At 42.1% G+C, this 25,502-nt stretch carries 22 protein-coding genes, 2 tRNA genes and 1 pseudogene; 17 read left to right on the top strand and 8 right to left on the bottom strand.

Annotated features, from left to right (window positions below; translation table 11 throughout):
• Positions 1-66: 66 nt before the first annotated feature.
• From KZA12_RS01220 to KZA12_RS01205, 4 genes are all read right to left on the bottom strand, one after another.
• Positions 67-1,200, bottom strand: coding sequence for an extracellular solute-binding protein (locus tag KZA12_RS01220; protein WP_201622358.1), 1,134 nt, complete (start codon positions 1,198-1,200; stop codon positions 67-69).
• A 273-nt stretch (positions 1,201-1,473) separates the two neighbouring features.
• On the bottom strand, positions 1,474-2,250 hold the full coding sequence (locus KZA12_RS01215) for a 16S rRNA (uracil(1498)-N(3))-methyltransferase (protein WP_218688933.1): 777 nt from the start codon (positions 2,248-2,250) through the stop codon (positions 1,474-1,476).
• Positions 2,251-2,361: 111 nt separating this feature from the next.
• Positions 2,362-3,978, bottom strand: a complete 1,617-nt coding sequence (locus KZA12_RS01210) for a 3-deoxy-D-manno-octulosonic acid transferase (protein ID WP_218688932.1) — start codon at positions 3,976-3,978, stop codon at positions 2,362-2,364.
• Between the two features lie 233 nt (positions 3,979-4,211).
• Positions 4,212-5,774: a cardiolipin synthase gene (locus KZA12_RS01205; protein ID WP_218689159.1), complete on the bottom strand. Its 1,563-nt coding sequence runs from the start codon at positions 5,772-5,774 to the stop codon at positions 4,212-4,214.
• Positions 5,775-6,427: 653 nt separating this feature from the next.
• Here KZA12_RS01205 and KZA12_RS01200 point away from each other — a divergent pair.
• The 3 genes from KZA12_RS01200 to KZA12_RS01190 all read left to right on the top strand — a co-directional run bounded on the left by KZA12_RS01200 (position 6,428) and on the right by KZA12_RS01190 (position 7,159).
• Positions 6,428-6,503: transfer RNA gene (locus tag KZA12_RS01200), tRNA-Val, on the top strand.
• Positions 6,504-6,567: 64 nt separating this feature from the next.
• A tRNA-Asp gene (locus KZA12_RS01195) sits at positions 6,568-6,644 on the top strand.
• Between the two features lie 236 nt (positions 6,645-6,880).
• Positions 6,881-7,159 (top strand): peptidylprolyl isomerase, encoded by a 279-nt coding sequence (locus tag KZA12_RS01190; protein WP_201622512.1) that lies wholly within the window; start codon positions 6,881-6,883, stop codon positions 7,157-7,159.
• Between the two features lie 358 nt (positions 7,160-7,517).
• On the opposite strand, the gene KZA12_RS01185 is transcribed toward KZA12_RS01190, so the two are convergent.
• Positions 7,518-8,324 (bottom strand): hypothetical protein, encoded by an 807-nt coding sequence (locus KZA12_RS01185; RefSeq protein WP_373416558.1) that lies wholly within the window; start codon positions 8,322-8,324, stop codon positions 7,518-7,520.
• Between the two features lie 127 nt (positions 8,325-8,451).
• Between KZA12_RS01185 and KZA12_RS15040 the strand changes: the two are divergent.
• Positions 8,452-8,568: pseudogene (locus KZA12_RS15040) on the top strand (hypothetical protein); the annotation flags it as partial.
• A 32-nt stretch (positions 8,569-8,600) separates the two neighbouring features.
• Positions 8,601-8,687, top strand: a complete 87-nt coding sequence (locus KZA12_RS14770) for a hypothetical protein (protein WP_256932792.1) — start codon at positions 8,601-8,603, stop codon at positions 8,685-8,687.
• Positions 8,688-9,127: 440 nt separating this feature from the next.
• Here KZA12_RS14770 and KZA12_RS01175 read toward each other — a convergent pair whose 3' ends face one another.
• Positions 9,128-9,613, bottom strand: a complete 486-nt coding sequence (locus KZA12_RS01175; RefSeq protein WP_218688931.1) for a hypothetical protein — start codon at positions 9,611-9,613, stop codon at positions 9,128-9,130.
• Between the two features lie 283 nt (positions 9,614-9,896).
• On the opposite strand from KZA12_RS01175, the gene KZA12_RS01170 reads away from it, so the two are divergent.
• The 9 genes from KZA12_RS01170 (at position 9,897) to KZA12_RS01130 (ending at position 20,218) form a co-directional block, all read left to right on the top strand.
• Entirely contained in the window at positions 9,897-11,597 is a 1,701-nt protein-coding gene (locus KZA12_RS01170) for a phosphoethanolamine transferase (RefSeq protein ID WP_218688930.1), read from the top strand.
• Positions 11,598-11,779: 182 nt separating this feature from the next.
• Complete coding sequence (locus KZA12_RS01165) at positions 11,780-12,466, top strand: response regulator transcription factor (RefSeq protein WP_218689157.1); 687 nt, start codon at positions 11,780-11,782, stop codon at positions 12,464-12,466.
• Positions 12,467-12,587: 121 nt separating this feature from the next.
• Positions 12,588-13,928, top strand: coding sequence for a HAMP domain-containing sensor histidine kinase (locus tag KZA12_RS01160; RefSeq protein ID WP_218688929.1), 1,341 nt, complete (start codon positions 12,588-12,590; stop codon positions 13,926-13,928).
• A gap of 299 nt (positions 13,929-14,227) precedes the next feature.
• Entirely contained in the window at positions 14,228-14,707 is a 480-nt protein-coding gene (locus KZA12_RS01155; protein ID WP_218688928.1) for a diacylglycerol kinase, read from the top strand.
• A 78-nt stretch (positions 14,708-14,785) separates the two neighbouring features.
• A complete protein-coding gene (locus KZA12_RS01150) occupies positions 14,786-15,568 on the top strand; it encodes a PAP2 family lipid A phosphatase (protein WP_218688927.1) in 783 nt (260 codons plus the stop codon).
• A 145-nt stretch (positions 15,569-15,713) separates the two neighbouring features.
• Positions 15,714-16,304: a YceI family protein gene (locus KZA12_RS01145; RefSeq protein WP_218688926.1), complete on the top strand. Its 591-nt coding sequence runs from the start codon at positions 15,714-15,716 to the stop codon at positions 16,302-16,304.
• A gap of 56 nt (positions 16,305-16,360) precedes the next feature.
• The gene (locus tag KZA12_RS01140; protein WP_218688925.1) at positions 16,361-17,758 is read left to right on the top strand and encodes a cytochrome c; all 1,398 of its coding nucleotides are present in this window, start codon (positions 16,361-16,363) and stop codon (positions 17,756-17,758) included.
• Between the two features lie 47 nt (positions 17,759-17,805).
• Positions 17,806-19,407 (top strand): flavin monoamine oxidase family protein, encoded by a 1,602-nt coding sequence (locus tag KZA12_RS01135; RefSeq protein ID WP_218688924.1) that lies wholly within the window; start codon positions 17,806-17,808, stop codon positions 19,405-19,407.
• Positions 19,408-19,564: 157 nt separating this feature from the next.
• Positions 19,565-20,218 carry a cytochrome c gene (locus tag KZA12_RS01130; protein WP_218689156.1) on the top strand — a complete coding sequence of 218 codons (654 nt, stop codon included), beginning with the start codon at positions 19,565-19,567 and terminating at the stop codon, positions 20,216-20,218.
• Between the two features lie 351 nt (positions 20,219-20,569).
• On the opposite strand, the gene KZA12_RS01125 is transcribed toward KZA12_RS01130, so the two are convergent.
• Positions 20,570-20,992: a DUF1810 domain-containing protein gene (locus KZA12_RS01125; RefSeq protein ID WP_218688923.1), complete on the bottom strand. Its 423-nt coding sequence runs from the start codon at positions 20,990-20,992 to the stop codon at positions 20,570-20,572.
• Between the two features lie 218 nt (positions 20,993-21,210).
• Between KZA12_RS01125 and KZA12_RS01120 the strand changes: the two genes are divergently transcribed.
• Positions 21,211-22,506: a M20 family metallopeptidase gene (locus tag KZA12_RS01120; RefSeq protein ID WP_201622501.1), complete on the top strand. Its 1,296-nt coding sequence runs from the start codon at positions 21,211-21,213 to the stop codon at positions 22,504-22,506.
• Between the two features lie 87 nt (positions 22,507-22,593).
• Here KZA12_RS01120 and KZA12_RS01115 read toward each other — a convergent pair whose 3' ends face one another.
• Positions 22,594-22,806: a hypothetical protein gene (locus KZA12_RS01115; RefSeq protein WP_218688922.1), complete on the bottom strand. Its 213-nt coding sequence runs from the start codon at positions 22,804-22,806 to the stop codon at positions 22,594-22,596.
• A gap of 133 nt (positions 22,807-22,939) precedes the next feature.
• Between KZA12_RS01115 and dinB the strand changes: the two genes are divergently transcribed.
• Both dinB and queA read left to right on the top strand, forming a co-directional pair.
• Entirely contained in the window at positions 22,940-24,010 is a 1,071-nt protein-coding gene (gene dinB, locus KZA12_RS01110; protein WP_256932790.1) for a DNA polymerase IV, read from the top strand.
• 291 nt (positions 24,011-24,301) lie between these two features.
• Positions 24,302-25,498, top strand: a complete 1,197-nt coding sequence (queA, locus tag KZA12_RS01105) for a tRNA preQ1(34) S-adenosylmethionine ribosyltransferase-isomerase QueA (RefSeq protein ID WP_218688920.1) — start codon at positions 24,302-24,304, stop codon at positions 25,496-25,498.
• Positions 25,499-25,502: the final 4 nt, after the last annotated feature.

Raw genomic sequence — 25,502 nt, 5'->3', positions numbered from 1 at the left:
GTTTTTGGGACAGTTATTATAAACTATCATCATATAATTAATGCCATCTCATACCTAAAAAACTTATTATTTATAACCGGCTTTATCCATCATTTGAATAGCTTTAGTCTGTAGTGAGCCGAATTTTTGTACATTAATACTATCTTGCTTGAACTCACCCCATGACTTAAGCAGCTCTGATTTATCAACACCTTCTTTTACTGGGAATTCTTTATCAGAGCTAGCATAGATACCTTGTGCCGCATCTGAAGACAACCATTCCATAAGCTTTAGCGCGCCACTTGGATTATCAGAGTTAGCAATGACTCCAGCTCCAGAGATATTGACATGAGTACCTGAAGTATCTTGGTTAGCCCAAAATATTTGTACTGGGAAATCAGGCTTTTCATCAAATAGACGACCGTAGTAATAACTGTTGGCAACGGCCACTTCACATTGACCAGCAGCAACCGCCTCAAGCATACTAGTATCATCACTAAACACATCAGTAGCTAAGTTAGCTACCCAGCCACGAATGACTTGTTCAGTTTTTTCTTCACCTAGATTCTCTATCATACTCGCCACTAGTGACTGGTTATAGACCGAGTTTGAAGTACGTAAACACAGCTTGCCTTTCCATTTCGGATCAGCCAAGTCAGCATACGTTGATAGCTGTGATGCCTCTACTTTGCTTGGGTCATAAAAGATAGTACGAGCGCGCAATGACAACCCAGTCCACAGCCCTTTTGGATCACGATATTTGGCTGGGACATTAGTCTCCAAAACACTTGACGTTACTGGCTGTAATAGCCCTTGTTCTGCCGCTTGCCATAAGTTACCAGCATCTACCGTCAATAGCATATCGGCTGGAGTATTCTTGCCTTCAGCTTGCAAACGTGCCATCAATGGGCCAGTTTTATCAGTGACTAGCTCAATCTTTACCCCACTCTCTTCAGTATATTTATCTAACAATGGTTTGATTAGCTGCTCGTTGCGTGACGAATAGATAGTCACTACTTCGCCATTACCTGCTGTCGCTGTGCCCTCAGTAGCCGTATCTACAACCGCAGTCTCGTCAGCTTTTGTACTTTCAGTTTGCTCAGGAGTTTCAGCTTTTTGACAACCAACTAACCCTAACATTAAGCTGAATATGGCAACCGATAAAGTCGCTTTGACAGGACGTGCAAAAGATAAGGGTGCAACGAGCGTATTCAACGACATAGATGTCTCCAAAGTGGGGCAAAAAATAATAAATGATTACTACGATAGCTGATTTGCTGTTAACTATCGAAGCCAAAGTTTGCTAATGAGAAAGTGTCAAAAAGCAAAAATAATATACTAATACAAATGAGATTAATTATCAATACATTTATTTGACCCAAAAAACACCCTTAATATGGACTATTTATCTACTGCTAAAAATGCTGTTATTGAGGCTATTTTATTTTTATATTCTTAGAATATGTTAATAACACTACGCTCAATATTGTAAGATTAACAGTGCAATAACCACTGCCCCATGATGACGTTAACCGCTGCTTCCGTTCGTAATATTCGTGGACCAATACTGACAGCTTGGCAACCTTGCTTCGCTAATAGCTCAATCTCGTAGTCAATCCAGCCCCCTTCAGCGCCAATACAAACCACTGTTGGCAACGCTTTATTTACTGTATTGGCAGACACTAAGGGTATTGAAGCTGCAAAACAGGCGGCTTGTTGCTGTTGCAAATAGGCCGCTAAACTCAGCTCGGTATAAGGGTGGGCGACGATAGCGCCAGCCGTTATTAAACTGGCTAACTCATCCTCTACAAAAGGCTTAAAGCGTTTTTTTATATTAATAGTTGGCGCTATAGTGTCAACCCCTTGCTGTAAACCTTCTAATACAAACTCATCCAACCTAGCAAGCATGGGACTTTGCCAGTAGCTTTTTTGCGTACGGTAACTATTGATAAGTATGATATGACCTACGCCAAGGGCGGTCATGTCCATGATTAAACGGCGTAATACTTTAGGTCGTGGCAACGCCAAAATAACTGTGACATCAAGCTTGGCAGGAGGTGCAATGTCTAATACTACGGCACTGAGCTGAATTTTATCCGCTGTTATACTATCGATAATCGCTGTGCCAAGATTAGCGCCTAGCTCACCAATTTTGAGCGTATCGCCTACTTGCGCGCCTAATACCTTATTGACATGCTCTATTTGGGACGCCGTATTGATATAAGCATAAGGATGAGAAAAGTTAGCGGCTGGTAATAAAATACAGTTCATAGTCAATCATATCTGGTTAGAAGAAGCTCTATTTAGAGCAGTCTGTGTTGAAAAAAATAAAGCCGTACAGGAGTTATAGTGGCATAGGCTAAGACTATCGCTCAGGCTCAACTAAGATAAATTCACAGCAAACTGCTCAACCACCTGTTCGATCATAGTCAACTGTTGGCTCAGTATTGACTGCTGGTCAGCGGTTAACTGCTCTCCTGCAGCGCCCGCCAGCTTAGCTGACTGTGGGTGACTAAGCCAAAACTGTAATTGCTTATAAATAAGCACCATAAGATCGGTATCCTCAGTGCTTTGTAAGCTAGCTGCGGGATGATCTGGCGAGGGCTGGTTATGAATGACTGGTTCTTCACTATTAGACACTTTTTTATAAAAACCGTTATTGGGTTGGTACAGCGCCCCGACGCTCGCCAGCTGATCAACAACGCTTTGACAAGACTGCGTATATTGGCCAATCAGCACAGGGGTGGCTACACTGGCAGGCTCTACTGGGTTGTGCCCACCAATATCGACCAATGAGCCACCCACTAAAGCCACATCGGCTAGTGCATACCATTGCATCAGCTCCCCCATGCTATCAGCTAGATAGACTTGCGTCTGCGCTGTAATAGTCTCATCAGCACTGCGCCGCGCCATCTGTAGCTCTGATTTTTTTATAATAGTAGCCACTTCATCAAAGCGCTCTGGGTGTCTAGGTACAATTATCAATAAGCTATGGGTCATAGCAGGATCAGATAGCAGTTGCTTATGCAAGGCGATAGCAGCTCTCTCCTCACCGCTATGAGTACTAGCTGCTAGCCAAATCGGACGCTCTTTCTTAGCTAACAAAGCTTGGAGCTCATCAGTTAGCCCATTAGTTAGCTTTGCTTTTGGCTGAGGGTTTAATGATGCCGGTAGCGAATGTTGCTCAGTACTGCTGACAAGCTTTGGGGTGTTAATCAGCCACTTAAGCGAGCCAGTAACGCGAATTTGCGAGCTATCAGCACCTAGCTTATGAAAGCGCTGGGCTGACTCTTCATCTTGCGCGATAATTAAAGTTAGGTTGCGCATCATACTGGCACTAACCGCACCAATCTTCTGATAACGCTGAAAGGAAGCCGCAGACAGTCGACCATTAACTAAGATACTAGGAATAGTATGCTCAGAGAGCTTAGTTAAAATATTTGCCCACAGCTCGGTCTCTACAAATAGCGCTGCTGCTGGCTGCACATGCGCTAAGAAAGTTTCTATCACCGCCGGGCTGTCCACCGGCACGTAACTATGAGCTAAAGTCCCTTGCGCTATTTCATCAGCAAAAAGACTGGCACCACGAGCAAAGCCAGTTTGGGTAGTGTTAGTCAGCCAAATTTTATAGCCTTTTGCCAGTAGCGCATCTAATAGCGGCGCAACCGTGTTGGTTTCGCCCAAAGATACCGCATGACACCAGATAAGGCGCTGACTAGCACTAGCTTGCGGACGTGATGGATAGTGCTTACCAAAACGCTGGGCAACCTCTTGCTGATAGTTGTCACGCTGATGCGAGCGTTTCCATACTTGCAGGCGATATAAAGGCTTTAATACACCGATAGCCATTCGATAATACCAAGGTGGTTGGCTGGGACTACGCTTGCTCAAAGACAATTGCTTGGATGAGTCACTGGTCAAAGGTGCTGACTGAGCTGTAACGCCGAATCGCTTAGCATCAGCTGCTAGTTTTACAGGTGGTATATCAGAAGATGGCATGTACAAGCCTAAATTAATAAGAGAAAGTCAGTAAGATCATCATAGACAACAATCGAAGAAAAATAGTTATAAGTAAACCATTATAGATAAAAAAGTCACAGAGCAATAATTATAGAAATAATCGTAGAAGTACTTATAAGCACTGCGGTATATATTGCCATTGCTTAGCCAATACTCGACCAGCATAAAAGGCCAATGCTAGGTAGGGTTACCTTACCCTAAAATATCCAGCGCTACAATAACGGACTAAATAGCCGCACTAGATTATCGAATAAGCGCTGATAACCCTGACGTTGCTCCCATTCCTCTAAGCTCAAAAGCCGACAGTTCTGTAAATAAGAATATTGACAATCGGCTATCTGCGCCACCATTTCTGCACTATAAATAGCCAAACTGACTTCCATGTTTAAGTAAAAACTACGCATATCAATATTGACAGTGCCAAATAAGCAGTAATCATCATCTATTACTACCATTTTTGCATGCAGTAAACCGCCTTTAAACAAAGCAATCTTTACCCCTGCCTCTAACAGCTCTTGATAATAAGATTGCGAAGCGTGCTGTACTAAAAATGAATCCACCTTTTCAGGGATAATGATGATGACCTCTAAACCGCGCTTAGCTGCTGTTATTAGTGCACCCGATAAAGCTTCATCAGGCACGAAATAAGGGGTAGTGATTTGAATGCGTTTATTGGCACGGTGAATAATAGTCACTAAAGTGCTATAAATCACATGAGCAGTCACTTGCGGAGCCGAAGGAATTAGTTGTGCGGTGACGTTTTTGACTACTGGCATCTGCGCAATCGCAATAGAAGTCGTGCCTTTTAACGGTTGCAAGCCCAGAATATCTGCATGATAGTCAAGCTGGTCATTGGGCTGCTTGGTCACTTGACTACGTCTGTCAATATCATTAATGGTCGGCGGTAGCACATAAAGCTTACGAGTATAAGTATTCATCCGGTGATGCAGGGCGGCCAAATTATCTTTATTCTCTGCACCAATATCGGTAATCACCACTTTGGCCATCGCTGTTGCAATACTAATCGGCTGATGACTGACAATACGAATCATCACATCAATCCACTGCCCAACGTTCTTATCTTGTTTAAAAAACTTAGGATCAATCAGATTAAAACTACCGGTATAGCCAATATTCTCATCGATAACTACTATTTTGCGGTGATTGCGCAAATCAGAGCGCTTAAATAAAGTTTTGAATAGCCCCACTGGTAATGATTGATGGACTAACACCCCTGCTCGCTCTAGCGCTTTATGCTCAGAGCTATTAAAAAAGCTAAAGCTACCAACGCTGTCTACTAAGATATGACACTCTACCCCGCGCTGCGCCGCCGCCTCTATAGCTTTTAACACATCGAGAACTTGACCTTTAGGATAGATAATATAAAACTCTATCAGAATACTGCGCTTAGCCTCATTAATATCAGCAATTATGCGCTCAAAAATCGTTTTCGGAGAAGTTAGCAGTTGCATTTGATGATCGGGATATACCCCAAACCCAGTCCAGCGTGTGCCAATACGACTAACACCACGGTAATTATCTGGCAAGAGACTTTGGCCCTGATCGAGTACCAAACGTTCACGTGCTGCCATATTATTAGTCATTATTTGCGCTTGCTGCATACGCTGACGATAGCGGCGACCAATCATCGGCTCCCCAAGCAGTAAATAAGAGAGTAAGCCTACCGCCGGTAAAGTGTATAGCATGGCAATCCAAGCGATTGCCACCCCAATATTGCGTTGTACTGAGACAATACGTAGGGTCATGACCACCATGACAATGATATGCAATATTAGACCTAGCCCGGCGAAGTCGATCCAAGACCAAGGGTCAAGCTGTTGCTGGGTAACGATAGGATTTATGTCAGTCTCCGTGAGCTTGCAATAGCCATTAAAGTAAATTGAGAGTCCTACTTTAATTAGTAGAAATATGGGGGGACTTTAAATACCGATAGTTTAAACACTCATAATTTAAACACTTATAGTTTAAACGCTTATAGTATAGTAGCTTTGGTGGCAGGTACAATAGCCAAGTCTAAGGGCGAATTAATAGCTTAATTTACAACAGCTTAAGGGATTAAAATAAATATCTTCAAAATTAGATGAAATACTGTTTGACAGGGCAATGTATTTCTATATAATACACACCCACAGCAAGGGGCTTTAATTAGTTATTAGCTGTTGGAGGTTTTGAGAGGTTAGAGGGTGACAACTTTAGCTGTTAAAACTTCTAAGAGATCCTTATTACAGGATTTCGAATAGAGTGGAAAAAGCAGTAATGTTTTGGAAATTCTAGAAAATCCTATTTAAAGGATTTTCTCTTGCAGTAGAAGTTATACCTTATTTTAGGTATTAGACTTTTGAAAATCCAATTTAAAGGATTTTCCTTGCGAACCTAAAATTGCGATGCAATTTTTTAACGGTTCTCAGGGTGATTAGCTCAGTTGGTAGAGCGTCTGCCTTACACGCAGAATGTCGGCGGTTCGAATCCGTCATCACCCACCACTATTTAGTATAGTGTTACTCTTAAGTAGTACACTGAGTGGTTAAATAAACTAAAACGACCTTAGCAGCGGTAGTTCAGTTGGTTAGAATACCGGCCTGTCACGCCGGGGGTCGCGGGTTCGAGTCCCGTCCGCTGCGCCATATTTAAAACTTAGTTAACTTTTTAAGTTTAAGCAAAGTTTCAACCTCAAGCATTAGATTGTTTGAGGTTTTTTTGTGTTTGCAATTTAGGGTAAGCACGGTATTGCTTTGCACTACTAACCTTAAACGTTATAAAAGCTGAGCTTTCACTACCACAGTACCCAACTGAGTTTAGCAACTAAAGTAAGTAGTGATATAATGACCTGATAATCGATATTTTATAAAAGGTTTACATCATGGCTCGTATGGCTAGCGCATTACATATTTTAGTCAAAGACAAAGAACTGGCTGACGACATTATTGCCAAGCTTAAAAAAGGCGCCCAGTTTGATGTGTTGGCTAAAAAACACTCAACCTGCCCCTCCGCTAAAAAAGGCGGCAGCTTAGGTGAGTTTAAACAAGGCCAAATGGTACAGCCATTTGATAAGGTCTGCTTCAGCGGCAAACTTTTCACCCCGCATTTAGTAAAAACCAAATTTGGCTGGCACGTGGTTAAAGTGCTTTACAGAACCTAATGGTTAAAGCCCTCATTGAATAGACCCTTTGTTAGCTTTATTATCAGAACCTTATAGGTTTATTAAAGCTTTATAGACTTTTATAGACCTTAAAGCTAATTTGCAGAATTTAGTGGTCTAGCCTTTTGACTTTAAGAAAACTTTGCCTCAAGTATTCATTTACTTGAGGTTTTTTTTATGCAGGTTTGATTTTGTCTCAACCCTGCTATTTATAAGGTTATTGCTAGTGCTTCTCTAGTGACTGATGGCAGTTTTGGCTAAACTTTAAGCGTGTTTTAGTATTTAGCACTACTTTACTATCAGTCGTATATTGCGGCTTACAAAAGCATCAATACTAAAAATTTAGTCGCCAAGGCTACTAGCGCTCAAGCTGACTGTGATGTGCTCTGTAGCTCTCTAGCCCGACTAACACTATGATCATCGCTAAAAATAGCAAGCTGATGCTAGTTACACCCAATCCTAAGCCACCATTTTTGACAGGTTGAGACAACCAATCTCCCAAAGCGGCGCCTAAAGGCCGAGTTAAGATATAAGCTAACCAAAAGCATAAGACGCTATTGAGTTTTAAGGCGTAAAAGGCAATAGCTATTAGGGCAATGGCCGCAGCAAAAATTAGGGTAGAAGTCTGATAACCCAGTTGCAACCCTTCAGCAAACCAGTCTCCCGCTGCCGTTCCTAAAGCAAAGGTCGCCAATATAGCCACCCAATAGTACCATTCACGCGCTAGACTATCGATATGATGAATCGATAAGGTCCTTTCACGGGCGTACCAAAGTGCGAATACCGTAGCTAATATAATACTAAATCCAATCGTAGAAACCGCTAATGGGATGCCCATATTATCTGTCATGTTATCGGTGATTAAAGTGCCTAAAATGCTAACAAACACTACAGTAAGCCAGTACTTCCAAGGAATATAGCGAGCGGCTCTGAGTTGGACTCTCAGCGCTATAAGGAACATCACAGCCATGATCAATGAAGTAAGGGGCAAGCCAAGCTTATAGTTAAAATTTAGACAATCAGCCGCGGTCTCCCCAACTGTCGTCGACATCATCTTGATCAGCCAAAATATAAAGGTAATCTGCGGTACTTTATTCCACATACTATGGGCACAAGAGCCAATGGGGACAGGCGTATGAGATGAAACTAAAGATTGAGTGTTCACAAAACCTCCTTAATAGCGATCATTGACAGTCAGCACCCCAGAATCAGGTATGCTCTAACTGTTAGAATAATCCTTCATAAATTAAGAAGTCGTTAAGGTGCACTAGCAGTTTACAAATAATACTTTAATTTTTACCTATGGCCGTTTCTTTACCGCTAGCACCTCTACTGTAGCTGCACAAGCTTCAAGCACTAAAGGTCAGTTCTCTACTATCCAACGTGAAGATGGCAAATACCAGTGGGCGATAAATGGTAAGCCTTTGTACTTCTATGCTCTTTGTACTTCTATGCTAACGATACTAAACCTGGCGACAAAAAAGGTGACGGCAAATTTGGAACTTGGGACGTTATTAGTACTAAATAAGCACTAACAAGTTTAGGCTGGTCAAAACCTAAGCACTAGTTGCTTGGGTTTTTTTATAGCAGATAGCTTTCACAAAAGTAAGGTTTTAAATGAAGGATAAATAAAATGAAAGGGCCTCTGGGCTTCTAATAATAGTAAAACTCTGTACAAATGACCTTAACTTTGCATTAAAAGTATTATAAGTATGATTAAATATTTTGGATACTATAGAATTAGCCTAACAGCATACGAAGTATAACGGTTAGCAGTTAGCAAAATTGAAGTATGGGGTGCTCTGATAAATGTATTATGGTTGAATAAACGGCTTATCTTTGCAACAGCTATAGAGACTTGTACAAAAATCTTTGCTTAATGAGCACTCAAGGTCAGAATAGAGCCACCTATTAACTCGTAAAACAGAATAATTTAGACGGACAAACAAACTATTAACAGCTAAGTTACTATGACATACCATAGATTAGGCCATAAGGAACACAAAAAGCCGTGCTGTTTTTGATAGGTTTAAAGCAATGTAAAACGTTAGAAAAATCAGGATTTTTTCTTTTATAAATTCTATCCATTTCAGCTTGTTTTAGGCGCTTTAGAGTACGTGAGTCCAGCTTTATTACTTCTGCTGGCTTATCATTAAGAGTTATGGTTTCTTCAAGATCAAACATCTCTCCATTATCACCAAATCTAAAAGTGGCGTTATTAACAGTGGAGAAATCTTCATGAGAATCGGTTAGAAAATCAAGCTGCTGAACCGAATAAACTAGGCTGGCACCTACAGCACCCGCAAAGCTACAAGAGGTTTGTTTGAGTAATTTTTTATTGATTAACGATACTGTGCTGCAAGTGGTATCGCCAGCAACTTCACCGACCATAGCCATTGCACTAATAGGCCCTAACATCATAGGCAAAATAATAAGCCATTTCTTAATAGACATTGGAGCAGCTCCCTATTGGTTTTGAAACTATCAAATATGAGTTAGAATTATTTGCCAACCACTTCTTCAATGTACAACTGGCCTTCAATAGCATGACGAGGATAGAAGTAAGATAAACTTTGCTAATCCAAATAATCTGACCTTAGAATATGAACATTTTAACGCTATTAAACGATATTTTATTGTAATGAGGATACTTCCTGACCTACTTAACATCTTCTTAACAAGGTACTTGTTACCTTAGCAAATGAAACCCTCTCCTATTCTATTGAGAAGTCTCTGAATGTCAAAACAACCTATAAATAATCCAAGTATGCCACAAGATAATGCTACAAACCTTAGTAAAACGGCTACTGTAGCTAGTATTAAAAGCCGACTCTATAAGCGTCAAATCCATTTGGCCTACCTGATTATAGCAGTCACCTTGTATTTAGTAGCTAGCGCCAATATTGGTTTCTTTGAGCACGTATTGGCTATTTATCCGTTTGCTGAAAACATTGGTTTTATAGTTTCTCTTACTGGTCTATTGTTTGGGTTAATGTGGTTGCTGTTTCAGCTACTATGCTATCGTCCTACGGCAAAAATAGTGCTCATATTCATGGTGTTAACTGCAGCAGTATGTGGTTATTTTACTGATAACTATGGGACAGTATTTGGTCCTGATATGTTGACCAACAGCTTGCAGACCGATCAAGCAGAAGCTATGGGATTGATGGCACCGAGCTTTGTTATCAGGCTGTTGTTACTAGGTATATTGCCAGCTTTTATTATTAGCAAGGTTCGACTAAAGCGTCACGTTATCGGTCAAGCAATACTACAGAAGACGGCAACTTTGATAGCAGCTATTGCTCTAATTGCGGTGTGCCTGCTGCCTTTTGGTGATCAATACGCCACCTTTTTTCGTCAGCATAAATTAGTACGTAGTTATACTAATCCGATCACCCCTGTTTATTCAGTGATCAAATTAGGTATCGACTATGTCGATGAGTTACGCCGCCCTGACACGATGATACTGCATGCTACTGATGCCAAACGTAGTACAGCGGTCGGTGGTGCAGCCAAACCTAAATTGATGGTGTTCGTGGTCGGTGAAACGGTTCGTGCTGATCACGTTGGTCTCAATGGCTATCAGCGCGATACTATGCCCTTACTTGCCAGCCAGCCAGACATTTATAGCTTTAAAGACGCAGCTTCTTGCGGCACTTCCACTGCTTATTCAGTGCCTTGTATGTTTAGCTATGCTAATCGTGAAGACTACGACCCTGATACTGCTGATTATAACGAAAACGTCTTAGACACGCTTAGTAAGCAAGGCGTCAATGTAATTTGGCGTGACAATAACTCCAGCTCCAAAGGGGTAGCAGATCGAGTTACTTTTGAGGACTACAAAACCGCTGAAAAAAACCCTAATTGTGATATTGAGTGTCGTGATATCGGTATGCTCGATGGTTTCGACAAACTAGTTAAATCAGCAGCTAAACCTCAAGATACCCTTATTCTGCTGCATCAAATGGGCAATCATGGGCCTTCTTATTACCAACGTTATCCCAAACAGTTTGAATACTATAAACCTGTATGTATGACTAACGAGCTGTCTAAATGTGATGATCAGTCCGTTATTAACGGTTACGACAATGCTATTCGTTATACTGATTATTTCTTAAATTCTATTATTGATACTCTAAAGCCTTATCAGCAAGACTATCAAGTAGTGATGGTATATATTAGTGATCATGGGGAGAGTTTGGGGGAGAATAATATCTATTTACATGGCATGCCCTACAATATTGCACCAGAGGCACAAAAGAAAGTACCCGTGATTGTCTGGTCTCCTAAAAACAATAGTATCGATGCTAGCCGCTTAGCTAATATGACTAGCCAGCCAGTATCACATGATTTTATTACTCCAACTTTGCTTAACTTTTTTGGGATTACTACTAAAGAAGTTGATTCGCAGCCAACCTTTTTTAACTCTATTAATTAACTGCTAGTTTTGTTTTGGTTAAGCTTTGTCGAGTCGACGTACTGCTAGAGACTAGTTATTAATCGCATCCTAGTCGTTGATAGATAGCCATTATTAATACTAATGGCTAGTTATTGAGAGTTACTGATAGTTACTGATACTTGTTAACACTTATTAATAGAAAGCTCATGGATAACACGCTGATGCATAAAATACTTATCATTGAAGATAATCCCGATATCGTGGCAAATATCTATGCTTTTTTTGAGCCAAAAGGTTTTGAGCTCGACAATGCTCATAACGGACTGAGCGGATTGGCGCTAGCCGCAAATAATCGTTATGACGTCATCTTGCTGGACGTGATGCTGCCTGGTATGGATGGTACTAAACTGTGCAAAAAGCTCAGAGAAGAGCACCATAACAAGACCCCAGTATTAATGCTGACCGCGCGCGATACTATCTTAGATAAAGTGGCAGGGTTCGATAGTGGAGCTGATGATTATCTAGTCAAACCTTTCTCGCTGGTTGAATTGGAAGCCCGTATCAAAGCCTTAATACGTCGCCATCAAGACGAGCATTTTGGTCATAGTATAGAAGTAGGCAAGCTGTCTCTTAATGCTGCTGAACACAGTCTTAAACGCGAAGGTCAATTGCTAAAACTAACCCCAACAGGGTTTAAGATTATGCATACACTAATGAGTGCTGCGCCGCGAGTGGTCAGCAAGGCCGAGCTTGAAGAGAAGGTATGGGGAGAAGACACGCCGAATAGTGATGCTTTGCGTACCCATTTACACAGTGTACGCGCGCAAGTCGATAAGCCGTTTACCGTACCAGTGATAGTAACCATAGCTGGTATTGGCTATCAGATCATTGATCCTGATCATTCTTAGACCTCCATAAGTAGCAGCTATCAGCTATCGGCAGCTACTTCCGGTAGCGTCTCGCTAGCTGCTTTAAACCCTCTATAGTGTTTTGAGCTTTTAACTTTTAGCCTTTAAATAAGTCACTGCTATGTTTAACTTAGACTCTATTACTAATAAATTTCGACTATCCTACTTAGTGTTTACGGTTTTTCTGTGTGCGACTTTTATCAGTATTTTCTTGTATGCTGAGACTCGAATGGAGCAGGAGCTAGTAAAAGCGCGTCTCTTGCAACAGTTGCAGCTCAGTCAAGAGCAGCATGGCGAACAGAGCATTTATAAAGCCGACCCAGGCATCACAATCTATCAATACCTCGCTGCGCCAGAATCGTTACGAAATTTAGCGACCGACACTGTGCAAGAGATAAAAGTAACCGTCGATAATCAAGAGCGTGCCTCCGAGACTAACCTACATTTTTTTACCTATCGACAAAACCAACATGCTTATATTTTGACTTATTTAGAAGACAAAGAAATGGTGATGGAAAACTATCCTGTTTTGGCAATTTTTGAGCACTTAGAAGATATATTTGCCGATGCGTTGAGAGTTGCCGTTATTTTGAGTTTGCTTATTGCGGTGATATTCTCGCATTTATCTGCTAAGCAAATTACTAAGCCACTATTAGATCTGAAGCGGGCAGTAGAAACTGAACATCAAAACTTAACGGAATTGACTCACCTACCCTCAGAAGTTGGTGTATTGGCAAGGGCAATTGATGAGCAGAATAATAAGCTGGCCGAGTATTTAAAACGTGAGCAGCTATTCACCGGCGATGTCAGCCACGAGCTACGCACACCATTAACGATTATCTTAGGCGCCTCAGAAGTGCTGGCATCGCAGTTGGCTGAAGATAGCTATTTGAGTGAATTTACCAATCGTATCAGTAATACTGCCAAAGAAACCTCTGAGATTATCAGTGCCTTATTATTGTTGTCTCGTAATCCTGAACAACTAGATGCGCCACCAACTTCTATTAATAGCATCGCCAATAGCGAAGTGACCCGCCTACAATATTTACTCAAGTATAAAGCTGTGACTTGTACAGTAGTTACAGACCAAGACTACATAGCCGAAGTACGGCCTGAGCTGCTAAAAATGGCTTTAGGCAATCTAATAAAAAATGCCTTTCAATACACGGATGAGGGGGAAGTTATAGTGACTATCGATAATAAAAAAATCACTGTGACTGATACTGGTCTAGGTATTCCTGAGAGTATGATGCCGCTGCTATACAAAAGATTTAAACGCTTAGATCATAATAGTAAGCAACCTGCTGAAGGCTCGCTGGTCGAGGAGCATACTAGTAGCAACGTAGAAGGTACCGGTTTGGGACTGAGTATCGTGCAACGTATCATGACTCATATGGGCTGGCAGCTAAGCCATCAAGACCATAAAACTGGCGGCAGTACCTTTATTATTTATTATAAATAACCGCTATCAATTAACTCTTTTACAACGCTGGTGGTTTCAGAAAAACAACTGCTTTACCAAAACTCCTGCTCTTAAAAAATGACTGCTTTTCAAACTGATTGCTTTTCAAACTGGCTGTCAAATCTGCTTGCTCAGTGACTAGCACTCCCAGTCACTGATATCGCTAGCTTGACTCTACCCCTGTGAATTCCGCCCTAATTGCTGGTTGTAGACGAGCATCCCAAGGTCTTAACGCTTTCTTAATATTCACTGTCTTATACTCAGCTCCACTGATTATTAATGATAGTGAAGCCCTTAATATGAGCAAAGATAATCCTATATCTACCCCTGTCAATGTCCAACAGATCAACTGCGACCCGCTAGCTTCAGCAACCGCTATGCCGTTACTCGCAGCCGACAGCTTTGCTAGTCAGGCTAAAGGTAAAACTGGTGTCTCTCGTATTATTAAAGCTGCGGGCTATTCTATTGACGGCTTGCAAGCGGCTTATAAATTTGAGGCGGCTTTTAGGCAAGTGCTTTGGCTCAACGTACTATTGTTTATTGCCCTTATATTCCTGCCTTTGGCTATCCCTACAAAAATGCTGCTGTTAATAAGCTGTTTTTTATCTTTGATCGTTGAGCTATTCAATACAGGTATTGAAGCCTGCGTTGACCATACTTCGACAGAGCAACATCCATTGGCCAAGATAGCCAAGGATGTCGGCTCTGCTGCGCAATTTCTAGCCTTGCTACTAATGTTTGTCTTATGGATGCTGGCCTTATCAAGCCTACTCTATTGAGCAATAGTTAAGCATATCGCAAAGGATCAAAGACTGTCGAAAGCTGGCGCAACTAAATGACTGTAATACGAGATATCAATGACCTTAAAAGTTAATTCAACTGACTGGCTTTGGCTCAAACTATTGGGCTTAACTATAATCGCAACTTTAACCTTAGAACACAGCCAATTAGATATTAATATCAGTCAGCTTTTTTATTCTAATGGACACTGGTTGCTGGCAAAAGGCCAACAGCCTTATCGATTTATCTTCTACGACTTTCCTAAAGCGTCACTCATACTGTTCGGGGTCTACTTACTCCTAAGCTTACTCTATAGTTATTGGCGAAACCGACGTCCTTCTGCTTATGCTGATCCTAATAATGCTAGATCATTGCCTAGCAAAATATTTACGTGGTTACCCCGCCGTGAAATCAGTTATTTACTGCTTGTCATCATCTTAGTCCCTAGCATTATTGGCACTCTCAAAGGCGTCACTCATGTCAGCTGTCCCAACAATCTAACTCTATTCAATGGCGACTTAGCTTATCTAAATATTTGGCAAAACATCCTCGCTAAAACGCCAGCAAAGTGCTTTCCAGCCGCTCATGCCAGCGCCGGATTTGCCTTATATGGCTTGGCATACTTACCTAGCTTGCAGCGCTATCGAAGCAGAATTCTTATCACCGTCACTATTTTAGGCTGGAGTATGGGCTTATATAAAATGAGCATTGGTGATCACTTTTTTAGTCATACCTTAGTATCGATGCTGCTGTCATGGACTTTAACTTGTGCATTAGCTGTTGGATTTTTTAAAACCAGCTTTAACCAGTTGGTTAACATGACTAATAGCCAGCTTACAAAGTCACAAGCAAAACGATAAAAATATTATAAAATACAGCTACTAAACCCTTGAAAAATAGTATATAAAATGGTTATAAGAACGATTTTTATCCTCAATAAATAATAAAGCCTACCTTCAGCAATAAAGTACTTAGTGTATAAAAAATTAATAATGGAATATAGCTATGGTAGGACTATTGGGTAAGCGATTAGCGATGCTGGTAGTGATGCTAACTAGTTTTAGCAATAGTCATGCTGCCAACTATGTCATTGACTCTAATCAAACTAACGTACGCTTCGCTATTGATAATCTCAAAACTTCTGTCACTACTGGCGGCTTTTATAACGTTAAGGGTCAGCTGCAATACGATGCACTATTAAGAACCGGCAGTGTCGCCCTTATTATTCCTATAAAGTCTTTAGATACTGGTAATAAAGCTTTTAATCTAAAGCTCACTAGTGCAGATTTTTTTGATACGCAACGCTTTCCCTCTGCTACTTTTACCTCAACCCACTGGCACTTTAACGATAATAAACTAGGTACACAGGTTACCCAAATTGATGGCAACCTTACCTTGCATGGTGAGACTCATCCTATCAGTCTAAAAGCCACTAAGTTCAACTGTGCTTTGAGCACTACCATTAACAAGGATGTCTGTGCGGGTGGTTTTACCGCCACTATTGACCGCACCAAATGGAATATTAAGAAATACACTTTATTTGGTATTACTAAAGACCTCACTTTAAACATTCAAGTCAAAGCCATCAGGCAATAGCTTTATGACAGTAACCACATCAACATCGTAGTACTAGCCAGTTTTATAAGGATATTATGACTGCACTTTCTGCACTCTTGTCAGCAATGCTACTTAGTATAGTATCCAGTGCTGCGCTGGCTGATAGCGCAAGCTCTGTTAGCTCCAGCCTTTATAATACGAGTTTGCTCAATACTAGCCCAGCTATTAGCCTACCTAGTGTCAGTCCAGCTAATAGCGATTTGGCAAATCGTGGTGCTTATGTAGCGCGCACTGCTGATTGCATGGCTTGTCATCGCGAAGACTATAGTGGCGGCGTAGCGATCGAAACGCCTATTGGCAATATTTATTCAACCAATATTAGCCCTTCTAAGCTCTATGGCATCGGCAACTATACTGAAGCAGATCTAAAAAAAGCGCTACAAAAAGGCCGTGCGCCTAACCATCAGCTTTATCCAGCTATGCCCTATCCGTCCTATCATGGTATGAACGACGAAGATATCAAGGCGCTATTCGCTTATTTCCAAACCGTACCGCCCGTAGAAGCCGCCCCTGAAAAAACCACTCATCTACCGTTTCCGCTAAATATCCGCACTTTGATGCTGGCATGGAATCTGATCAACGTGCCCTCTACTGACAATCGCTCAGGGCTGACCGCAACCCAGCAACATGGAGAATATCTCGTTAATAATGCTGAGCACTGTGGTACTTGTCATACGCCGCGCAATCTTACTCAAGGTTTAAATAAGAAAAAATACCTATCTGGTGCGCCATTAGGTAAGTGGTACGCACCCAATATTACTCCTGATAACGACAGTGGCATCGGGCGCTGGAGCGAGCAAGATATCGTCACTTATCTCCGTACTGGCATGTTGGATAAACGCGCTTATGCGGGTGGACCAATGGCCGAAGCAGTGGCCCATAGCACTCGTTATCTAACCGATGAAGATTTGGCTGCGATGGCCGCTTACCTAAAAGTCGTTCCTGCTATCCAAACCGACGACGACTTGCTACCTGTGAACTTCGCACGTTTGCCAAGTCCCATAAGCCGCTCTATTGGTTATGACTTAATACAACAACAAGACTATTTGGCTCAAACTTTAGCCAACACTAAAGCAAAAATTAATACCGCTAATAGTGCTACTGATAGTCCTACTGATAGCAGCTCGCCCAAGTCACTATATCTTGCCGCTTGTGCCAGTTGTCATGGCGTCGATGGCTACGCCCAACCCGACGCCCGTTACGCTTCTATCGTCGGTCTTAGTAGCCTTCGCCGAGCCAAACCTGATGCTTTGATTAACGTCATCGCTTATGGCGCTAAAGGGGCGCTAAATACCGCTCCAAAAATGCCCGGCTTCGCTAAAGAATTAACTCATGCGCAGATTGCTGATATCACCAATTACGTGCGAGTGAACATAGGTGGTCTGCAAAGCAGTAAGGTTACTGCTGATGAGGTAAAAAAAGTAATGAAATAAGTCAGTATTTGCAGTCATGGACGAATGCTCTATAACAAGGATAAACAATGAACCACCTATTTCAAGCGCCCACACGGCGGCAATTGCTAGCGATGATCGGTAAAACGGCTGGGGCAACCGCTATGTATCAGGCGATGACTACGCTAGGGTTTGCTGCTGAGTCTAGTTTTAAAACCCAGATCGAGCTAAAAGGCGCGCCTGCTGGTGCTAGTATCGTCATACTTGGCGCTGGTTTGGCTGGCCTTACCGCTGCTTATGAGCTACGTAAAGCGGGCTATAAAGTAACTGTGCTTGAGTTCCAAAATCGTGGTGGTGGCCGCAGTTGGACGCTCAATAGCGGTGATAAATATACTGAGTTAGGCGGTAGCGAGGTTAGTTGCGACTTTAAAAAGGGCAACTACTTCAATGGCGGACCTTGGCGCCTACCCGTTCACCATTACGCAGTATTTCACTATTGCAAAAAGTTTGGCGTTGCACTACAGCCGTTTATTCAAACTAACGATCGTGCCTACTTACACCGTACCAATCATTTCAATGGCGCACCGCAGCGTCTGGGCGAAGTACAAAGCGATATCCGTGGTTATGTCTCAGAGCTACTATCTAAAGCGGTGAATGTCGGTAGCCTTGATAATGCTGTCAATAAAGAGGATAAAGAAAAGCTGTTAGAAGGTCTAAAAGGTTGGGGGGTTCTGGATAATAATTACCGTTATGTCAAGAGCCACGAAACTAGCAAGCACCGTGGCTATAGTGTCTATCCGGGTGGTGGTCTGATGCCAGATGCTCAGCCATCGACACCCATACCTAGAGACAAGTTACTGAATTCAGGAATGTGGTCCGATATTTATAATAATTATACCGTCCAAGTCCATCAACCAGCGATGTTTCAGCCAGTCGGTGGTATGGGGAAAATCGGTGATGCTTTCACTCGTGAATGTGGTGATATGATCGAGTTCAATGCAAAAGTCACCAAAATCGAGCAGGATGATAGCGGTGTCAGCGTCGATTATGTCGATAGCAATAATCTTGATGGACTGTCAAAAAACGTACGTGCCGATTGGTGTATTTGTACCATTCCATTGTCAGTGTTAACCCAAATAGACATCAATGTTTCAGCACCGATGAAACAAGCTATGGCAGCCGTGCCTTATGACACCTCCTATAAAGTAGGCTTAGAATTTAAACGTCGATTTTGGGAAGAGGACGAGTGGATTTATGGTGGTATCAGCTATACCGATATGCCCATTACCCAGATATCTTATCCTTCACAAGATATGTTTACTACTGGCTCAGGAGTGCTACTAGGTGCTTATGGATTTGGTGAGGCGTCTTATAAATTTAATACTCTCAATCCTAAACAGCGCATCGACGCAGCACTGCAATATGGCAAATACATTCATCCACAATATCCCAAAGAGTTCCGCTCTGGTACTTCAGTAGCTTGGCATCGTATCCCATGGGTACTCGGCTGTTATGGTATTTGGAGTGAGTCAAGTCGTGATCAGTATTACAATACTTTGTGTGCTATCGATCATCGTATCGTTTTGGCAGGCGAGCATTGCTCGCATATTCCGGCTTGGCAGGAAGGGGCGATACTATCTGGTATGGATGCTGCCACCCGTTTGCATCAACGCGCAAAAAGTATTGGCTAGTAGTCAGTAGTAGCCTTTAGCTAAAAACTGACAGCTTAATAGCAGTAACGTTAAAAACCGTTGATTTAAAAACAATTAAACTGCAAAGCTGTTGAGATAAAAAGATATTGAGCTAAAAAGCCATATTGACGCAATAATAGAGGCCTTAGAAGGGGAGATAGAGATGATAAAACCAAACTTGCTTGCTACATCTATAATAATAGTAGGGTTAGGTGTCACCACCTTATCGGGCTGTAGTCGCTATAGCAAAGACCAAGCCGCTGCTAGCACTGCTACCCTAGCCGATCTACAAGCTGCGCAAGTGAGGTTTGATAATCAAGCCAGTCGCAATAATGGAGCCTGGGGCGCAGTCTATAGCTCTAAAGAAGAGCTCAGAGAGCCAAGGGGCAATATTGTCGATGTCAGCTCGCTATCAACAATGGCAGAAGATGTTGACTTGCAACCTTGGTTAATCAAATTCGAAGGCAGCTTACAGGGCAAAACTGGGTTTTTTAGTACGGATGGTAAAAAGCTCTATAATGATTCTTGTGCAGGCTGTCACATGGCTGATGGCAAAGGGGCACAAGGGGCGGGCTACTACCCACCGCTAGCTAACAACAGCAAAATGCTATCAAAATACTATATTATCAGTGTAGTCATTAATGGCCTACGTGGTATGCCCTCCTTTCACAGCATGATGAATGATCAGCAAATAGCAGCGGTTACTCAGTATGTGCATAGCGATCTAAATGGCTTTACTGATACTGTCACTGCTGCTGATGTCGCCCAGCTACGTCATGAGTTCCCGCCGGGCGCTGATCCGAGTGAATAATAGTAATAGAGCATATTGAACCTTCGACCACAACACTGACACCTTTTTAGCAGAGACTATTGTTAGGCGCTGATTTTATAACAGTAGTCAGTTAAAACTCTCTAGACGAGTCTTATAAGGGAATAGTTGTCATAAAGTAGCGGCAAAAAAGTCCTGTTCTTATTTTTATCTGTTGGCCTATTGGCCTGTTAGATTGATGCTAATATCACTCTATCCGTTATAAAAGCTAGCCCAGGCATTTGCATCCGATTTTTACTTAGACTAAAGTAATTTTAGCTATCAGCAGTGTCTACTTGTGAGGGGTCAACATGCTGTAATTAAAAAATAGCTACATTTGGTTATAGCGCTTTATTATCGTCCTAACAAGGCTAGGGTTCTTTTATCATATGACCCAGCAAAGAACTGCTGCAACAACTGCTCAAAAACCGAGCCTTTACTAGCGGCTAAAGCAAATAGCGTTAATGAAGAATGCAACTTCAAGTTATCAGAGCTACCAAAAATTTCTAAAGCGCTTTTATCAGAATGCGTTAATAACAGCTCAGCACACTGCAGTAATCGCCCACTAAGTACTTCATGCTGCAAGTAGGCTTGTGCTTGCGCTAGGCTGTCTAAAGCAAAACGTCTAGCCATGGCACTATGACCTAATCCTAAAAGCTGCGGAAAAACAAACCACATCCAATGCGAACGTTTGCGACCTTGGGTTAGTTCTGCTATTACTTGTGGGTAAACACTATCTTGTGCTTGCACAAAGTCATCAAATAGAGTGTTATTCATAAAGTAATCCTATATATATTTCACTGCAAATATTTAAATTATTTCAATACATATGACGATCAAATTGTTAACATTATAGCCGAGGCTTCATTGCTGCTAATTAAGGCTAGCATAGCGTGATCGATACGCTATAACCTCCTTACTAAGTCTGTTAACCTCACTATAGAGTAAATAATACTAAGCTTTTAACTCGAGCGCCAACCAAGGAAGGAATAAATATGAAAAGAGCTTTATTATCATTAGCTATCGGCTGTGTTGCCTGCAGCACGTTTAGTGCTAACGCTACTATCAATGTCGATAAAGAGGCCAAAAAAGTAGAAAAAAAAGTCATTGAATGGCGTCGTGATTTACATTCAAATCCCGAACTCAGTAATAGAGAAACTCGTACTGCGGCCATTGTTGCCAAACACCTGAAATCCCTGGGGATGGAAGTTGAAACCGGCATAGCCTACACTGGGGTTGTAGGTATCTTAAAAGGGTCAAAACCAGGACCTACCGTAATGCTTCGGGCCGATATGGATGCACTACCTGTTACCGAAAAAACAGATGTGTCTTTTAAATCAACCAAAACGGCTATCTATCAAGGATCAGAGGTAGGCGTGATGCATGCCTGCGGACATGATACTCACGTGGCTATGCTAATGGGGGCCGCTGAAGTACTAGCAGGGGTAAAAAACGAGTTGCATGGCAACATTATGTTTGTGTTTCAGCCAGCTGAAGAAGGTGCTCCAGAAGGAGAACAAGGCGGCGCTGAGCTCATGTTAAAACAAGGCATATTCAAAAAATATCAGCCAGACGTTGCCTTTGGACTGCATATTATGTCGAGCCTAAACAGCGGTCAAATTGGTTATCGCAGTGGTCCTATCATGGCTAGTGTAGACACTTTTGAGATCACAGTGAATGGTAAGCAAACTCATGGCTCAGCACCTTGGGGCGGGGTTGATCCTATTGCCGCAGCAGCGCAAATTGTGACTGGCATGAACCATATCGTCAGCCGTCAAATTGATATCACTAAAGAGCCTGCTATTGTCTCGTTCGGTAAAATACAAGGCGGCGTACGCGATAATATCATTCCTGATAAAGTTGACATGATAGGCACTATTCGTAATTTTGATATGGATAATCGCCAACAGATATTTGAAAAAATTAAAACCACCGCGACTTATATAGCAAAATCTTCAGGTGCAGAAGCAGACGTTAAAATCATCGAGGGTTATCCAGTCACTATCAACAATCCAGAGTTAACGACTAAAATGTTACCTACCTTACAAAACGTAGCCGGTAAAAATAACGTCATTGAAGTCTCTAAATTAACAGGTTCTGAAGATTTCTCATTTTATGCCAACGAAGTCCCTGGTTTGTTTGTGTTCTTAGGGGGAACGCCAGTGGGACAAGATGCTAGCAAAGCACCTACTAACCACTCTCCTTACTTTTATGCCGATGAATCCTCATTTAAGGTGGGTACTAAAGCTCTTAGCCAATTAGCAGTAGACTATCTGGCAATGAAAAAGTAACCCTTAACCGCTGAGTTAAAACTTTAGTCTGAACTAACCTTATCTTAGGAAGACGAGTGTTAGGATCAGCTAAATAATTATAAAAAGTCAGATACTTATGGTGTCTGGCTTTTTTATATTTTGCTGTTGGTTGTTTATTGTAGAGACTGAAAGGGTCGGTACAACTGTACCGTCTTCTAAAGTAGCCCCAGAGCTAACACCCTCATCTACTGCCTCTGACCGATTGGGCGGTAAGCTCAAGCCATAATCCGTTGCTATAAAAAGCCGATCATCAATAACCAGAGTAAAATCAAAAGCCATACAAATATATGACTCAATAGCAGGCTACATAATAAATCTCCTATTAAAAGACGGTCCTATATCCGTTAAAATAGTAATTATGACCTTTGATGCCCATCCAGTTAACCAAGACTTGGTTAATACAAACTTAGTAATGCCAATTCAGCGTAAGATTATCCATCTTGATATGGATGCTTTTTACGCTAGCGTCGAACAACGCGATTTTCCTGAGCTGCGTGGTAAGCCATTAGTAGTAGGCGGCGATCCTAAAGGACGTGGTGTAGTTGCAGCCGCTAGTTATGAAGTGCGTAAATTTGGCGTACGCTCAGCGATGTCTTGTTATGAGGCACGTAAGCGCTGTCCTGAAGTACTATTTGTGCGTCCACGCTTTGAAGTTTATCGTGCAGTTAGTGCTGATATCCGAGCGATTATGCATAGCCTTACCCCGTTAGTAGAGCCTCTATCTTTGGATGAAGCTTATATCGATGTCACTGGGCTACAAGTCCATCACGGCTCAGCGACTCTAATGGCCAATTGGTTACGAGCGCAGATACTAGAGCATACTGGGCTCACCGCCTCGGCTGGGGTATCTTTTAATAAGATGCTAGCTAAGATCGCTTCTGATATTAATAAGCCTAATGGCACGGCAATCATTACCCCTAGCGATGCTGATGCCTTTATTAGTTCGCTACCAATCGAGCGCTTCCATGGTATTGGTAAAGCTACCGCTAAGCGTTTACATGCGATGAATATCAGTACCGGAGCCGATCTGCGCCGTGCGTCAGCGGTAGTGTTGGTTAATGAATTTGGCAAGCGTGGCCAGTTTTATCATGATATCGCTCATGGTCGCGACGAGCGTCCAGTTAAGGCTGAACGTCAGCACAAATCAGTTGGTTCTGAGACTACCTTTCAAGATAATCTAAGCCTTGATGAAGCGCTGCTAGTACAGATTTATGAGCAAAACGCTGATGCTTATACCCAAATGCATAATAAACAGCTCATTGCCTACACTATCACCCTTAAGATTAAATATGCTGACTTCAGTCAAATAACCCGCTCGCATACTTTATCAACAGCGTTTGATAGTGCTGAGTCTGCTCACTACTGGCTCAACAAACTGTTTGCTGATATCCCACGTGACTTGCCTATTCGCTTAGTAGGGGTTACTTATTCATCGTTAGCTCCAGCGACGCAGACCTTAGCGCAATTGGATTTATTCGAATAGCGCCTTGCTATTGCAACTGACTAATTTATAGCTTGTATAATTCTACTTAGGCTATTTTACTCAGGCTATTTTAATAGTAGCATTCTGGTCATAGGAAGATCATGCCTACTGCAACACTGCAACACTGCAACTGGTTGTAGATTAAGCACTGATTAAAACCGTTAAAATCAGCCAGCCAATGCCGACAAGTAAAGGCAGATATAGTTAGATAAATAGCCTGCGTAATCTACTCCCTTTGCTGGTGCTTTCTGCTACAATTACGCCAAAATACTCCTCTACTTACTGACTCTTATGACTGCTTCTAACTCTGTAACTTCTGATCCCAAAACCTGTGCTAACAATCCTGATTCAGCTCCTCTAGACTACTTAAGTGTGGCTGATTATGATTATGAGCTGCCGGATAGCTTAATCGCCCGCTACCCCCTAGCCCAGCGCTCAGCTTCTAAGTTGCTGTACTTGCCAGCCACTACTGACGCTAGCATACAGATAGAAGACCATCTATTTACTGAGCTGGCCTCACTATTGAATGCTGGCGACTTAATAGTATTTAATGATACCAAAGTGATGAAAGCAAGGCTGTTCGGTAGTAAAGATACTGGCGGTAAGGTAGAAGTGTTGATCGAGCGTTTATTGGATAGCGCTGCTATTGAAAAGCTGTTAGAAAGCACTATCGCTGATGCAGATAAACCGTTAGAAACACCGCAGTATGTCGCACTTTGCCATGTCAAAGCCAGCAAAGCGCCAAAACTAGGTCAGAGCTTATCTTTAGCTGATGATCAGATGCAATGCATTATGCTCGGACGTCAAGAGAACCTATTTATCTTGGCTTTTGCCGCGCCTATTTTGCCAGACTTAGAAAGCTACGGAGAGCTACCGATACCGCCGTACTTTGAGCGCCATGCTGACGAAACTGACAATACTCGTTATCAGACTGTGTTTCATGACCCAGCCAAGCTTGCTAGCGTCGCCGCTCCTACTGCCAGTTTACATTTTGATGAAAAAGTACTATCTATGCTCAGCGACAAAGGCATTAATACTGCTTTTGTCACCCTACATGTCGGGGCTGGTACTTTTGCGCCGGTCAAAACTGACAATCTGCTCAACCATACTATGCATAGCGAGTATGCCTATCTGCCGCAAGATACCGCAGCGCTGATCAATCAAACTCATGCTAATGGCAAGCAAGTTATCGCCATTGGAACTACGGTAGCTCGGGTTCTCGAAAGCGCTTATCAGCAGACTACACAGAATGGCGAGGCGCTAGCTAGCTGGTCAGGAGATACTGATATATTTATTTATCCAGGCTTCCGTTTTGGGGTGATTGATCGCTTGCTGACTAACTTCCATTTACCTAAATCGACTTTGCTAATGTTAGTCGCCGCTTTTTCTGGCAAAGCCGCTATAGAACAAGCCTACCAACATGCTATCGAGCATCAGTATCGCTTCTTTAGTTATGGTGATGCCATGTTACTGGACAAAAAACGGTAAATAT

The organism is Psychrobacter sp. BF1 (assembly GCF_019279065.1).
In the GTDB taxonomy this organism is placed as follows: Bacteria; Pseudomonadota; Gammaproteobacteria; order Pseudomonadales; family Moraxellaceae; genus Psychrobacter; species Psychrobacter urativorans.
This window is presented reverse-complemented; position numbering and strand designations above follow the sequence as displayed.